This window comes from Halorussus caseinilyticus, from assembly GCF_029338395.1.
GTDB classification, from domain to species: domain Archaea; phylum Halobacteriota; class Halobacteria; order Halobacteriales; family Haladaptataceae; genus Halorussus; species Halorussus caseinilyticus.
On sequence record NZ_CP119810.1, the window covers coordinates 298,728 to 311,676 of the forward strand.

Annotated in this window: 16 protein-coding genes; 6 read left to right on the forward strand and 10 right to left on the reverse strand. The window is 65.1% G+C overall.

The window, feature by feature from the left end:
• Positions 1-17 precede the first annotated feature (17 nt).
• Complete coding sequence (locus tag P2T60_RS18975; RefSeq protein ID WP_276282327.1) at positions 18-917, forward strand: hypothetical protein; 900 nt, start codon at positions 18-20, stop codon at positions 915-917.
• A gap of 43 nt (positions 918-960) precedes the next feature.
• On the opposite strand, the gene P2T60_RS18980 is transcribed toward P2T60_RS18975, so the two are convergent.
• The gene (locus P2T60_RS18980) at positions 961-1,329 is read right to left on the reverse strand and encodes a DoxX family protein (protein ID WP_276282328.1); all 369 of its coding nucleotides are present in this window, start codon (positions 1,327-1,329) and stop codon (positions 961-963) included.
• Between the two features lie 283 nt (positions 1,330-1,612).
• Between P2T60_RS18980 and menA the strand changes: the two genes are divergently transcribed.
• Entirely contained in the window at positions 1,613-2,569 is a 957-nt protein-coding gene (gene menA / locus P2T60_RS18985; RefSeq protein WP_276282329.1) for a 1,4-dihydroxy-2-naphthoate octaprenyltransferase, read from the forward strand.
• 81 nt (positions 2,570-2,650) lie between these two features.
• Here menA and P2T60_RS18990 read toward each other — a convergent pair whose 3' ends face one another.
• Positions 2,651-3,880 carry an FAD-dependent monooxygenase gene (locus P2T60_RS18990; protein WP_276282330.1) on the reverse strand — a complete coding sequence of 410 codons (1,230 nt, stop codon included), beginning with the start codon at positions 3,878-3,880 and terminating at the stop codon, positions 2,651-2,653.
• A 95-nt stretch (positions 3,881-3,975) separates the two neighbouring features.
• Positions 3,976-4,497, reverse strand: coding sequence for a chorismate--pyruvate lyase family protein (locus P2T60_RS18995; protein ID WP_276282331.1), 522 nt, complete (start codon positions 4,495-4,497; stop codon positions 3,976-3,978).
• Positions 4,498-4,719: 222 nt separating this feature from the next.
• On the opposite strand from P2T60_RS18995, the gene P2T60_RS19000 reads away from it, so the two are divergent.
• Both P2T60_RS19000 and P2T60_RS19005 read left to right on the forward strand, forming a co-directional pair.
• The gene (locus tag P2T60_RS19000) at positions 4,720-5,775 is read left to right on the forward strand and encodes an iron transporter (RefSeq protein WP_276282332.1); all 1,056 of its coding nucleotides are present in this window, start codon (positions 4,720-4,722) and stop codon (positions 5,773-5,775) included.
• Positions 5,776-5,864: 89 nt separating this feature from the next.
• On the forward strand, positions 5,865-7,205 hold the full coding sequence (locus P2T60_RS19005; protein ID WP_276282333.1) for an MFS transporter: 1,341 nt from the start codon (positions 5,865-5,867) through the stop codon (positions 7,203-7,205).
• A 34-nt stretch (positions 7,206-7,239) separates the two neighbouring features.
• On the opposite strand, the gene P2T60_RS19010 is transcribed toward P2T60_RS19005, so the two are convergent.
• Positions 7,240-7,635, reverse strand: coding sequence for a DUF2267 domain-containing protein (locus P2T60_RS19010; protein WP_276282334.1), 396 nt, complete (start codon positions 7,633-7,635; stop codon positions 7,240-7,242).
• A 99-nt stretch (positions 7,636-7,734) separates the two neighbouring features.
• Here P2T60_RS19010 and P2T60_RS19015 point away from each other — a divergent pair, with 99 nt between their 5' ends.
• Positions 7,735-8,169 (forward strand): universal stress protein, encoded by a 435-nt coding sequence (locus P2T60_RS19015; RefSeq protein WP_276282335.1) that lies wholly within the window; start codon positions 7,735-7,737, stop codon positions 8,167-8,169.
• Positions 8,170-8,416: 247 nt separating this feature from the next.
• On the opposite strand, the gene P2T60_RS19020 is transcribed toward P2T60_RS19015, so the two are convergent.
• Together P2T60_RS19020 and P2T60_RS19025 are read right to left on the reverse strand one after the other, a co-directional pair.
• Positions 8,417-8,995, reverse strand: coding sequence for a VIT1/CCC1 transporter family protein (locus tag P2T60_RS19020; protein WP_276282336.1), 579 nt, complete (start codon positions 8,993-8,995; stop codon positions 8,417-8,419).
• A 1-nt stretch (position 8,996) separates the two neighbouring features.
• Positions 8,997-9,284: a DUF211 domain-containing protein gene (locus P2T60_RS19025; RefSeq protein ID WP_276282337.1), complete on the reverse strand. Its 288-nt coding sequence runs from the start codon at positions 9,282-9,284 to the stop codon at positions 8,997-8,999.
• Between the two features lie 105 nt (positions 9,285-9,389).
• On the opposite strand from P2T60_RS19025, the gene P2T60_RS19030 reads away from it, so the two are divergent.
• Positions 9,390-9,824, forward strand: coding sequence for a universal stress protein (locus P2T60_RS19030; RefSeq protein WP_276282338.1), 435 nt, complete (start codon positions 9,390-9,392; stop codon positions 9,822-9,824).
• A gap of 39 nt (positions 9,825-9,863) precedes the next feature.
• Here P2T60_RS19030 and P2T60_RS19035 read toward each other — a convergent pair whose 3' ends face one another.
• From P2T60_RS19035 to P2T60_RS19050, 4 genes are all read right to left on the reverse strand, one after another.
• Positions 9,864-10,466: a DJ-1/PfpI family protein gene (locus P2T60_RS19035; RefSeq protein ID WP_276282339.1), complete on the reverse strand. Its 603-nt coding sequence runs from the start codon at positions 10,464-10,466 to the stop codon at positions 9,864-9,866.
• Positions 10,467-10,559: 93 nt separating this feature from the next.
• Positions 10,560-11,549, reverse strand: coding sequence for a transcription initiation factor IIB (locus P2T60_RS19040; RefSeq protein WP_276282340.1), 990 nt, complete (start codon positions 11,547-11,549; stop codon positions 10,560-10,562).
• 383 nt (positions 11,550-11,932) lie between these two features.
• Positions 11,933-12,556 (reverse strand): phosphoribosyltransferase, encoded by a 624-nt coding sequence (locus P2T60_RS19045; RefSeq protein ID WP_276282341.1) that lies wholly within the window; start codon positions 12,554-12,556, stop codon positions 11,933-11,935.
• A 56-nt stretch (positions 12,557-12,612) separates the two neighbouring features.
• Positions 12,613-12,801, reverse strand: coding sequence for a hypothetical protein (locus P2T60_RS19050; RefSeq protein WP_276282342.1), 189 nt, complete (start codon positions 12,799-12,801; stop codon positions 12,613-12,615).
• Between the last annotated feature and the right edge of the window lie 148 nt (positions 12,802-12,949).

Genomic DNA, 12,949 nt, shown 5'->3' on the forward strand with positions numbered 1-12,949 from the left:
CTACCATCGTGTTTACCATGTCGAACGATGACGACTCGCGGATTGGCGGACGGACTCGAAGAAGCGTTCTGAAAGGACTCGGCACTGCCGTCGCGTTCGGTGCGGCGACGGGAGTCGCCAGCGCGAGCGACGGCAGGGCGTCGCTGTTGGACGACCCCCAGACCGTGCTGGACGACTACGCCGACGAGTACTCCGTGGAACTCGGTAACGGCCGACTCACCACGTTCTCGTCGGTGGACTTCACCGGTCTGCCGAAGTTCGTCGGCGTCCACCTCAGCGACGGGGCGCTCTCGGGTCTCCCGTCGGCCGAAGAACTCCAAGAGAGCGGCGAGGGAACCGTGATTCACGGCGCGATGAGCAAGGAGTTCGCCGTGCCGTTCCCCGACACCGCGCCCGCGCCGTTCGAGTTCCTCGGATTCAACTGGAACCCCAACGGCCACCCGCCCAGCGGCGTTCACGACGTTCCCCACTTCGACGTTCACTTCCACTTCGAGGACGTTGAGACCGTCTACGGAATCGAGCAGTCGGTCGCTGACTACGAGATTCCCGCCGAACGGATGCCGCAGGGATTCGCCCGCGTTCCGAGTCCGAAGACCGGCGAGTACGTGACGGTCAAGCACATGGGCGAACACCTCATCGACCCGACGACGCCGGAACTCAACGGCGGCGAGTTCACCAACACCCTGCTCTGGGGTGCCTACGACCTGAACGGCGACGGCGCGGGCGAACTCAACTTCGTCGAGCCGATGCTCACCCGCGAGTACCTCTCGAACCTGAGCGGCGAGGACGCGCGACCGGTCGCCCAACCCACCGTCTACCCCTACGACGGGTGGTACCCGAACACGTATACGGTGTACGACCTTGGCACCGAAGGGTTGGCCGTCGTGCTGGAAGACCTCGAAGAACAGCAAGTTTAATCGACTCGCTCGCTTCTTTTTCGACCCGACGAACGCGGTTTCCTTATCCGAGGAAACCTGCGCTGTAGGAACTGACGACCAGTGCCAGCACGAACAGCGCCGCGGGCGGAACCATCTCCGAAGTGGCGTCTCCCGCTCGGGCGTGCGTGACGACGGCCCCGGCCATCACCGCGGCGACGACGAGACCCGCCGCGAGCGCCGCCGTCGATGTCGTGACGAAACTGGCGAACAGGGCGAGACCCGCCACCACTTCGATGCCGCCGGTCACGCTTCGGAACCACTGGGGATAGCCGAACCGGTCGAAGTCCTCGACGAGTTGTTCGGCCCCCGCGACTTTCATGCCTCCCGCGCCCAGCATCGCAATCCCGAGCAGTCCCTTGATACCGAGAACCGCGGTGCCGACGACACTCATCGGCGGACCCCCTCTTCGCGGTCCGCGTCGGTTCGGCGTTCGACGTTCGAGCGTGGATTCTGCGTGAGTTTCGTCATTTCGATTCCCCTGTTTTATTCCGGAACTTAAATATTGTATGTTTTACACGGGTGGTCCTCTCGTCCACCGAGTGGCACTCGCTCCGTCCTCTCTCGACACTCGTTCGACGCGATTCGTCTCGAAGATTTGTTTGCTCCTACCATTTATTATTATCTTATTATTTCTATAGATAAATTTAAGTGTAAATATCATACATTAGATTAGTATGGAAACTACCGACGTAGACAAAGTATCGCGGACGAAAGCGTGGTTGCTGGCTACTCGGCCGATGACGGTACCGGTCGGCGTGTCGCCGATTCTCGTCGGCGCGGGGTTGGCCGTCCACGAAGGTATCTTCGTCCTCGAACTCGCGGTGGCCTCGCTCGTTGCGATGCTACTCAACCAGCAGGGTACCCACTTCGTCAACGACTACTACGACGCCATCCGAGGCATCGACACCGACGACAGGGAGGGATTCACCCGCGTCACCCAAGCGGGACTGCTCCCGGCCGAACACGTCAAACAGGGCATCTGGGTCGTCTACGCGCTGACGTTTATCGCGGGCATCTACCCCGTCTACGTCGGCGGGGTCCCGATGCTCGTCACCGGCGTCTTCCTCGCGGTGACTGGGTTCCTCTACGCCGGACCGCCTGTCTACTACGCCGACAACGGACTCGGCGACTTGGCTATCTTCTGGGTCTTCGGCGTGTTCCCCGCGGGTGCGACCTACTACCTGATGGCGGTCAAGTCGGCGGGCGTCGGCGCGTTCCCCGTCGAAATCCCGGCGGGCACCGTCCCGATGGAGGCGTTCGTCGCTAGTCTGGCACCCGCGGGTCTCGCCACCGCGATGATGATTATCAACAACATGCGCGACCGGGAGACCGACATGGAGGCGGGCAAGCGGACGATGCCGGTCCGATTCGGTTACGGCTTCAGTCGCGCGGAGTTCGTGGCGATGCTCGGACTCGTCTACCTCGCGCCCGTCGTACTGTGGGCGAACTACGGCTTCGAAATCTGGGTCCTCCTCCCCCTCGCGTCGATTCCCTACGCGGTCAGCGTTACCCGACAGGTGCTGAACAACACCGACGAGGTGCTGAACCGGGCGCTGGTCCGCGAGGGACACCTGACCACGCTCTACTCGGTGCTGTTCGCAGTCGGCGCGAGCGTTCCGGCGGTCCTCTAACCGGTCTCGTCACGTCGGCGTCCGTCGTCGGCGACGACGGACGCCGACCGCTCGATGTTCCGAGTCTTCGCGCGAGGCGGGTCAGTACTGGCCGATGCTCGTAATCGGGGGGCTACCGTGGGGTCCGTAAGGGGCGTCGTCTAGCCACTCGCCCGCGTCCTCCCAGTAGTCGGCTAGTTTCGCGGCGGCGGCTTTCTTGGTCCTCGTCACGATACTGTCGTCCCGGAGGTGTTTCAGGGCCTGTCCCGCGGCGTCCTTGTTGAACTCGGCGGCCTTCTGCCGTCGCGCGGCGTACAGTTCGACTTCGGCGCGCGCGACCGGTTCGGTCTCCGCGCGGTTCGCCACCGCGATGGCCGACGCCGCTTCGTCGGCGTCGGCGACCCCCGAGTTCATCCCTCGCGCGCCGTAGGGCGCGAACAGGTGGGCGGCCTCTCCCGCCAACAGGACGCGCCGGTGGTCGTCCACGAACGAGTTCGCCGTCACCTGCTTGAACTTGTACTCCGAGACCCACGACACCCGCGACCGGTATCGCTCGCCGAGGATTCTGGCTATCATCTCGCCGAGGACCTCCTCGCTACAGAGTCGGTCCGGGTCGTCGGACTCCTTGCACTGGATGTCCACGCGCCACCCGCCCGTGAACGGGACGACCAGCACGTTTCGCCCGCCAACGCCGGGATGCTCGTAGTGGAACACCCGTTCGTTCGGCAGGGGGTTCTCGGGCGTCTCTTCGACATCCACGATGACGAAGGAGTTCTCGGATTGGCTTCCCCGGAAGTCCACGCCGATTTCGTTTCGGACCGTCGAACCGGCACCGTCGGCACCGACGAGGTACTCCGTCTCCCACACGTCGCCGCCCGCGGTTTCGAGGCGAACGCCGTCGGGACCGGATTCGACGCGTTCGACCGCCGAGTCCCATTGGATTTCGACGCCGTTCTCTTCGAGTGCGTCCCGGAGGAACGTCTCCGTGTCGGTCTGGGGCAGACTGGTGAAGTGGGGGATGTCGCCCGACCCGCCGGGGTCGTCGTACGTCCGCGAGAACACTTCCTCGCCGCGCCAGAGCGTCCGTCGCGTCGGCCAGACGAGACCCCTCTCGACCAGCCGCTTGCCGAGTCCGGGGTCGATGCGTTCGAGGGTCCGGAGCGTCGAACCGTGGACGTATATCGCGCGAGTGCCGTCCCGGTTCCGGTCCTCGGAGTCGGCCTCTACAATCGTCGTCGGGACGCCGCGGGCCCGGAGCGCGAGCGCCGCGGTCATCCCGGTCGGACCAGCGCCAGCCACGACGACCGGTGATTTTTCCGCCTTCTCTGACATAGCAACTAATTCGAAAAGAACGTTTTTAGGCGTTCTGGTCGTTCGGTCGTTCCGCGCCGAGACGGAGGCCGCGGGGCGACTCTCCGACGGCACCGCTACGGGAGGAACTGCTCGAACTCGCCCTTCGGGAAGTACTCGGTAATCGTCATGATGTCGGTGTCGTCGTGGTAGATGTCGTAGGTTCGCTCGAACAGCACTTCCGCGTCGGGTTCGACGAACGAGGGGCGTCGGTCGTCGGCGGTCACGAGACCCACGTCCACGAGTTCCCGGAACGTCTCGGAACGCTGTTCCCGGAACAACTTCCCGATACCGACGTTCCCCTCGCGGAGTTCGTCGGCGTACTCGGCGTCGAGACTCGCCAAATCGACTTCGGATTCGGCCCACGCCAGCGGTTCGGAGTCGCCGGGCGGTTTTAGCTTCACGTGTCGATAGAGCATGTCCTCGCGGACGGTTCGCGTAACGATGTCCACATCGACCGACTGCCCGGTGAGCGTTTCGAGCAGTCGCATCACGGTCCCGTCGTGCGTGAGAATCAGGCGTTCGACCGTCGAGAACGTCTCGTCGTCTATGGTCGTACACTGCTCTTTGGAACGGATTGTGTGAATATCCGAGGTCATAGTTCTTTTTGAATAAATTTTAATATAAATCTTTCTCTTAAATAATTTTTATTTTATAGATTTAGTTTGTACCAATAACGTCCCGTGGGCGACGATTTATGGCTCGTCGGTCTTTGTTATCGGTGATAACGGCGAAACGTGCCGAAAGCTCTGTCGTCCGTGGTCGCCTTTTCGACGCCCGAACCAGAACCCGTATTTTTCCCCTCCCGCATGTGTCTACTAATGCAACGACGCGACTTCCTTCGTGCCAGCGCACCGCTCGGTCTCGCTGGTTTCGCAGGATGCACCGGAATGCTGGAAACCGAATCGTCGTCCGGGCAGTTCACTACTGTCGCCGACCGAGGGAAGAAAGTCTACTACCCCTCTCACATCGACGGGATGAAGATGGTCGGCATGGGCGGGTCGGGCCGCTACAAGGCGGGCCTGATGTACAGCGCACCCCACGCCTTCTGGACGATTACGGGCACCGACACCAACCTCGCACAGGTCGGCGAGGACGTGACCGCCCACCTGATGGCGACGATTTGGGACAAGCAGACCAAGACCGTTCTCCCGACCGCGAACGTCTCGGCGAAAATTCTGAAGGACGGCAACGAGGTCGATTCCCGGAGCCTCTGGCCGATGCTCTCCCAGAACATGGGGTATCACTTCGGCGACAACGTGGAACTCGACGGTGACGGCACCTACACCGCGGAACTCTCGATAGGCGCGATGCAGGCCCGTCGGATGGGCGACCTGCAGGGCGCGTTCGGCGAACAGACCACCTTCGAGGTGGAGTTCGAACACACCCGCGACAAACTGGGTAACATCTCGTACGAGAACCTCCCCGACAAGAAGGGCACGGCGGGCGCAATCGAACCGATGGACATGAAGATGCCCATCGCGCAGGTCCCCGAGTCCGGAGACCTGCCGGGCGTCCTCGGCGAGGGGTCCACGGGCGACGCCAACTTCGTGGCGTTCTCGCCCGACGAGACGCCCCACTTCGTCGCCGACGGCAAGTCCTACCTCGCGGTGTCGGCCCGGACGCCGTACAACCGCTACCCCCTGCCGTTCATGTCGCTGTCGGCGACCCTGAACCGCGACGGGTCGGCGGTCTACGACGACATCCTCCGACCCGCGGTAGACCCCGAACTCGGCTACCACTACGGCGCGGCGGTTGACGGCGTGGAGTCGGGCGACCAGCTCACGGTGACGGTGGACGCGCCGCCGCAGGTCTCGCGCCACGAGGGGTACGAGACGGCGTTCGTCCAGATGTCGGAGATGCAGATGACCCTGTAAGCGCGGTCAGTCCGATTTCCCGACGGTGACTCTACTGCCGCGGTTCGACGTGATTTAACCGTCTGGCTCTCGAACCGACTGGTCGTCTGATGAGTACCCCCAGAGCCGGGACCGCCGACGTTGCGAACCTCGCACATCCGCGGCGCGCGCTGGCGACGGTCGTCGCCGTGGTGTTTCTCGACCTACTCGGGTTCGGCATCATTATTCCGATTCTCCCGTTCTACGTCCGCAGTTTCGGCGTCAGCGACGTGTATATCGGCCTGCTCGCGGCGTCCTACTCGGCGATGCAGTTCGCGTTCGCCCCGGCGCTCGGTTCGCTCTCGGACCGCCGCGGGCGGCGACCAGTCCTCCTCGTCTCGATTCTGGGGAGCGTCGTCGCGTGGACCGTCTTCGGACTCGCCGGGACCGTCTGGGTGCTGTTCGCCTCCCGGATGCTCGCGGGTGCGATGGGCGGCAACCTCGCGGCCGCGCAAGCCTACGTCGCGGACGTGACGCCGCCGGAGCGACGGGCGGGCGCGTTCGGTCTCGTCGGCGCGGCGTTCGGTCTCGGGTTCGTCTTCGGCCCGGCGCTCGGCGGCTTTTTCGCCAGCGACCCCGTGGTGGCGCTCGCCCGCGACGTACTCCCGGCCGCGATTCCGGCGACTCGGTTCTCCCTCCCGAGTTTCGCCGCCGCGGGGCTGAGTCTCCTGAACTTCGGCTTCACGGTCCTGTTCCTCGAAGAGTCGAGCGTCCGACGGGAGACCACCGAGGCGACCCGAGCGGTGGTCGGATGGGTCGAGACCTTCCGGAACGCGCTCGCCGACGACGCGCTCCGGGGACTGGTGGTGGCGTTCTTCCTGCTCTCGGTCGCGTTCTCGGGCGTACAGGTGATGTTCATCCCGTTCGCGGCCGACCAGTTCGGCTTCGGTGCCAGCGAGACGGCCCTCCTCCTGACGTACATCGGCGTCCTCGGCGTCGCGTTTCAGGGCGTCCTCGTCGGGCGACTCTCGCGGCGCTACCCGGACTCGTCGCTCGCGGTGGCAGGTGCGGCCCTCCTGCTCGTGTCACTCGCGGCGCTTCCGTTCTCACCGGTACTCGGCCGGACGCTCTTTCCGGCACTCGGCGGAGCGGTCGGCCCGCCGTTCCTGACCCGCGAACTCCTCGCGCTCGTCCTCGTTCTGCCGGGACTCTCGCTCGGGAACGCGCTCCTCTCGGTGTCGCTGACTACGCTCGTCTCGAAGGCCGCGGGCGCGGCGGTGCAGGGGAGCGCCTTCGGTCTCACGCAGGGAGCGGGGAGTCTCGGACGGACGGTCGGTCCGCCGGTCATGGCGGCGCTCTACGTGGTCGCGTTCTGGACGCCGTTCGTGGTCGGGGCGGGGTTGCTGGTCGTCACACTGGCGGTCCTCGTCCGGCGGTCACGCGGTGTCGTCGGCCCCGTCGGGGCCGACTGACCGCGGGACACGCCTCGGGTTCGTCGCCGGTCTCTCACTCCTCTACTTCCTCGGCGTCCATCAGGTCGAACAGGTCGTCGTAGTCCTCGGGGAGTTGCGCGCGGACCTGCTCGATTTCTCCGGCGGGAACCAACTCGCTGACGAGTCCGACCACGACCTTCCCGTAGTAGGCGGCGTCGGCGCGTTCGACGTTAGCGCGGTCGGCCACGCGCCCGACGAACTCGTCGTAGTCGAATCGCTGTCCGGAGTCGGCCGATTCGAGGTAGTAGTCCACCTCCATCGGGAGCGGTCCCGCGAGGTCCGCGGCCTCGCCTTCCTGCAATCGCTCGCCGAGCGACTGGAGGACCGCGCGGGTCGCGCGGACCGTCCGCCCGGTGTCGGGCAGTTCGAGTCGGTGCTGGACTGCTCCCATGAAGTCGTCGTACTTCATGTGCGGTCCTACCACGGACGGTCGAAAATACGTAACGGCGGGTTCACCCCTCCCGGAAGCGCCGGAGCGCTCTTGTCAGACGACGGCGAACGGAGCGATATGTACGACCGCATCCTCGTCCCGACCGACGGGAGCGACCCGGCAGAACGCGCGTTCGAACAGGCGCTGGACCTCGCGGCGACCTACGACGCCGAACTCCACGTCCTCTACGTCGTTGACGTGTCGGCCTTGGCGGGCGAGTTCGACGCCGTGACCGTGGTGGACAAACTCGAAGAGAGCGGCCGGAAGATTACGAGGCGACTCCGCGAGCGAGCGGAGTCGGCGGGCGTCTCGCGCGTCGAGACCCGAGTCGCCGAGGGCGTCCCCTACCGGGCCATCCTCGACTACGCCGCCGACCACGACGCGGACCTCGTGGTGATGGGCACCCACGGGCGGACCGGCATCGACCGCTACCTCCTCGGCAGTGTCACCGAGCGCGTGGTCCGGAAGTCGGACGTGCCGGTGCTGACGGTGCGCGGAGACGAGGAGTCGTAGACGACGGGCGTCGCGGCAGTCCGTCGCGTCGGGGCTATCGGCTTCGCCACCCTCGGTTGTCGGTCGAGCGCATCCCGTGGTCCCTTCCACCGAGCGCGTTCTGGAGTTGGTCGGCCCGCCGTCGCGCGTCTCGAATTGCGGAACGCGATTCGAGACGCACACGACTACCTGAAAGAAATGTATTTGCGCGTCAGAAACAGGATAATATTGCTCTCGGACGTATTTAGAATCGTATCGTCGATTCTCCTCACCCCGGCAGGAAGATGTTGATGGCCGCCACGACGAGACCCGCGAGTCCCATCCGGAACGCGGCGACGTACCACCGCTGGCCCGACATCCGGCCCATGTACGCGCCGAACGAGGCCAGCAGACCCACTCCGAGTGCGACTGCGACGGCGGCGGCCTGCCAGAGGGTCAACAGGACGCCCTCGAAGAAGAACGGGAGTAGCGGGAGCAAAATCCCGATGAGGGGACCGAGACCGCTGGCTATCGCGTGAACCGTCCGGGCACCCTGCTGTTTGCGCTCGAACTGGGTGTCGTCCAAGTCTGTCAGCATCGCGCGCTCGGTCCGGCGAATCTCGGCTCTGGTCTCGGCGCGCTCGATTTCCCAGACGCTCCAGACGCCCGAGGTGCCCAGACCAACCGCCGCGCCGACGCCGATTTTGACCACCGTGAGACCGTCGGGGACCCCCGAGAGGACCGCACCGATGACGACGCCGATGCTGGTCAGGGTCCCGTCGAACCCGTTCGAGATGAAGTACCGACGGGAAATCGAACGCACGTCCTCGCGCCCAAGCAGGTCGAGGAAGCGACGAATCGACGCCACGCTAATCCTGCGGCGTCCGTCGCTCTTCGACGACGTATTCGCCGCACGCCACCTCGTCTATCGAGTGGAGGCTTCCCCCGACGTTCTCGATGGCCGCTTCGAGTCGGTCCTCCGAGATGTCGTCGCCTTCGACGGTGAGTTTCACGTTCTGGACCTCCTTGTCGAGTTCGATGAGCGTCGCGTTCGCGCCCGCCACGCCCTCTACGTCCGACATCCGTCGGGCGAACTCCGCGAGCGAGGGGTCGTGAGGTTTCAACACGTCGGCGACGATTCGGCGAACTGATGCCATCGTCGTGACTCACGACGCCGACTCGCAAAGGTTTGGCGCATGCCGGTTCCCGAACGTCGGGAATCGCCCCACCCTTTTGCGTTCGGTCCCCGCGAAGCGTGAGATATGTACGACAGCATTCTGGTCCCAATCGACGGAAGCGAGCAGTCGAGTCGCGCCCTCGAACACGCCGTCGGCCACGCAGACACCTACGACGCCGCGGTCCACCTCGTGTTCGTGGTGGACGTGGCGTCGGTCCCGGCCGAAGTCGATGCCGCGCCGGTCGAGGAGAAACTCGACCGCTACGGCGAGAGCGTCACCGACGGTGCGGCGGAACGGGTCGAGGACGCGGGCGTCTCGCGCGTCGAGACGAGCGTGGTGCCGGGTGTACCCCACCGGGCCATCCTCGACTACGCCGCCGCCCACGACGTGGACCTCGTGGTGATGGGGACTCACGGCCGGACCGGCATCGACCGCTACCTCCTCGGGAGCGTCACCGAAAAGGTCGTCCGCCTCTCCGAGGCCCCCGTCCTCACGGTGCAGGCCGACGACGCCGAGTAGAAGCGCCCTCGGACGAGCGCGGTCCGGTCTCGAACTCGCTCAGTCCTCGGCGGGTTCGGCCTGCGCCGACTCGCCGTGGTGAATCTCGGTCCCCAACACGTCGAGGAACTGGGAAATCCACTCTACGTGGTCGCCCCAGTCGCGGCCCGTCACGAGGTTCCCGTCGGTCGTCACGCCGTCGTAGTAGGTGCCGCCCGCGCCCTCCACGTCGGACTCCAGCGCGGAGTACGCCGAACAGGTCCGGCCCTCGATAACGTCCGCGGCGGCAAGAATCTGGGCCGCGTGACAGATTGCGGCGACCGGTTTGTCCTCCTCGAAGAAGTGCCGGACCACCGAAAGCACCTCGTCGTGGGTCCGGAGGTACTCCGGCGCGCGCCCGCCGGGAAGGACCAGTCCGTCGTAGTCGGCCGGGTCTACCTCGTCCATCGAGGCGGTCAACTGGAAGTCGTGACCCCGCGACTCGACGTACGTCTGGTCGCCCCGGAAGTCGTGGACCGCGGTTTTGACGGTCTCGCCCTCGGATTTCTCGGGGCACACCGCGTCTACCTCGTGACCCACGGCTTGCAGGGCCTGAAACGGTACCATGATTTCGTAGTCCTCGCCGAAGTCGCCGACTATCATCAGGAGTTTCTTTCCGGGCATGGGTATTCCCCGAAAGGGGTACGGCGGGGAGGTGAAAATAGGTGTCGCCGGTAGTCTCACTCGGAGTCACCACGCCGGACGCGAAAAACCGAATTAGGCCGCTGCTGCGCCGCTTTCTGAGGCCTCCAGCAACTCGTGGTAGCGGTTCCGAATCGTGACTTCGCTGACCTGCGCGACTTCGCTGACCTCGGCTTGGGTCACCTTCTCGTTGGTCAGGAGCGGTCCGGCGTACACCGCGGCGGCCGCGAGACCCACCGGGGACTTCCCGCTGTGGAGACCCTGCCGCTTGGCGTTGCGGAGGAGTTCGCGGGCGCGGCGCTCGGACTCGTCGGAGATGCCGAGTTCGCTGGCGAACCGCGCCACGTAGTCTTCGGGGTCTGCGGGCTGAATCTGGAGGTTCAACTCCCGGACGATGTAGCGATAGGTCCGCTTGAACTCCATCTCGTCGATTCGGCTGACGTTGGCTACCTCGTCGATAGACCGGGGCGTCCCGGTCTGGCGCGCCGCGGCGTAGAGCGCGGCGGTGGCGACGCCTTCGATGGACCGGCCCGGCAGGAGGTCCTCGTCGAGCGCCCGCCGGTAGATGACCGATGCGGTCTCGCGCACGTCCTCGGGGAGACCGAGCGCGGAGGCCATGCGGTCGATTTCGCCGAGCGCCTGCTTGAGGTTGCGCTCCTTGGAGTCGCGGGTGCGGAATCGCTCGTTCCACTTGCGCAGGCGTTGCATCTTCTGGCGCTGGCGGCTACCGAGCGACTTGCCGTAGGCGTCTTTGTTCTGCCAGCCGATGTTGGTCGAGAGACCCTTGTCGTGCATCATCTTGGTCGTGGGTGCGCCGACCCGACTCTTCTCGTCTTTCTCCTTCGAGTCGAACGCCCGCCACTCCGGTCCGCGGTCCACGTTGTCCTCCTCTACTACGAGACCGCACTCCTCGCAGACGGTTTCGCTGTCGCTGGTGGCGAGGTTGCCGCCGCACTCGGGGCACACCTGTTCGTCTTCGCGTTCGGTCTCGGCTCGTTCGGTCTCCTCGGTTCGTTCGGTTACGTCGGTCTGTTCGTCGTAGCTCTGGATGCGTGTACTCGTCATGATTGGATGGATGGGTGAGGCACAGGGAGGGGAGAGAACCAAAAGAATCTCCGGAGCCTCGCTTCCTAACCAACAGTTAGGCCGACAAGTACTTAAATATTTCGCTATCGTGTGGGATGTTTGCACGCAGACGCGGCAATTCCGGCCGAAAGATGAGACGAAACGGAACGGTCTACCATCCGATAAAGTCGGCTTTCGAGCGCCGATAGCCGATTTCGAGGGGCTACGGCGATTTCCGAACAGTATTGCGATAAGAGAACAATTTCATTTCTGGAAATCGCCGGGTTCTCGGCGTCGGGAGGCGAAACCGATTAAAAATAGCGCCTTCGTGTGAACGCGAGCGCTCCGAGTCGGTCCCCGGCCGCGAGGAGAGTTCCGACCGGTCAGTCTTCGAGGTACGCCATCGCTTGCTCGTCGGTCACTTGGTCGAACGACCGGTAGAACTGGCCGACGGCGCTGAAGTGGGGCGGCGTCTCGATGGCTATCACGTCGTCGACCTCGGTTCGGAGTCGCTCCACCGAGTCGGGCGACCCGACGGGCACTGCGAGGACGACGTGGCTCGCGCCCGCCGCGCGGACTTGCCGGAGCGCCGCGATTGTGGTCGCGCCCGTGGCGAGTCCGTCGTCCACGACGACCACGCGCTTTTCGGCCACGTCGGGCAGGTCGGCCGTGCCCCGATAGCGTTCGAGTTTCTCGCGCGCGGCCGCGGCCTCCGAATCGCGCTCTCGTTCGACGTACGCGTCTTCGACGCCGAGTCGGTCGATGAGGTTCTCGTTGCGCCAGAGCGACCCGTCGCTGGCCACCGCGCCGATGGCGAGTTCGGGGTTGTTCGGCGCGCCGATTTTCGAGGCGACCACCACGTCCAGCGGTGCGCCGAGGGCGTCCGCGACCGGGCGCGCGACCGGTAGGCCGCCGCGCGGTATCGCCAGCACCACGTCGGCCTCCACGTCCCGGTCGTCGAGCAGGTCGGACAGCTGTCGTCCGGCGTCGGTTCGGTCCTGAAACATCGTTCCCCCCGTAGAGCGGCGGTGGCAGTGAGCTTAAACCTAGTCGCGGTCCCGCGTCAGAACCGACGCCGGAGGCGGTGGTACACCGCGGCGACCAGCGACCCGTCGGACTCGCCGTCCGGCGACCGAACGTCGTCGGCGCACTGCGGGTCGGGTCGCAGGTCCTCGGGCGAGCGGTCGTAGGGCGGCGTCTCGCAGAACGCCTCGATGCGCTCTCGGTCGTCCTCGGTCAGTCCGGAACTCATCGGTGGGTACTCCGGTCGCCGCGGCCTTAGACGCGCTCGATTCTTGGGACCAGTCGAACCGAATTAACCGGGATTAACCCGAGTAACGGAACGTGGGAAACGGTCGCCGGGCCGACCGGTCGGCCCGGCGACCGACCGGATGCGCCCG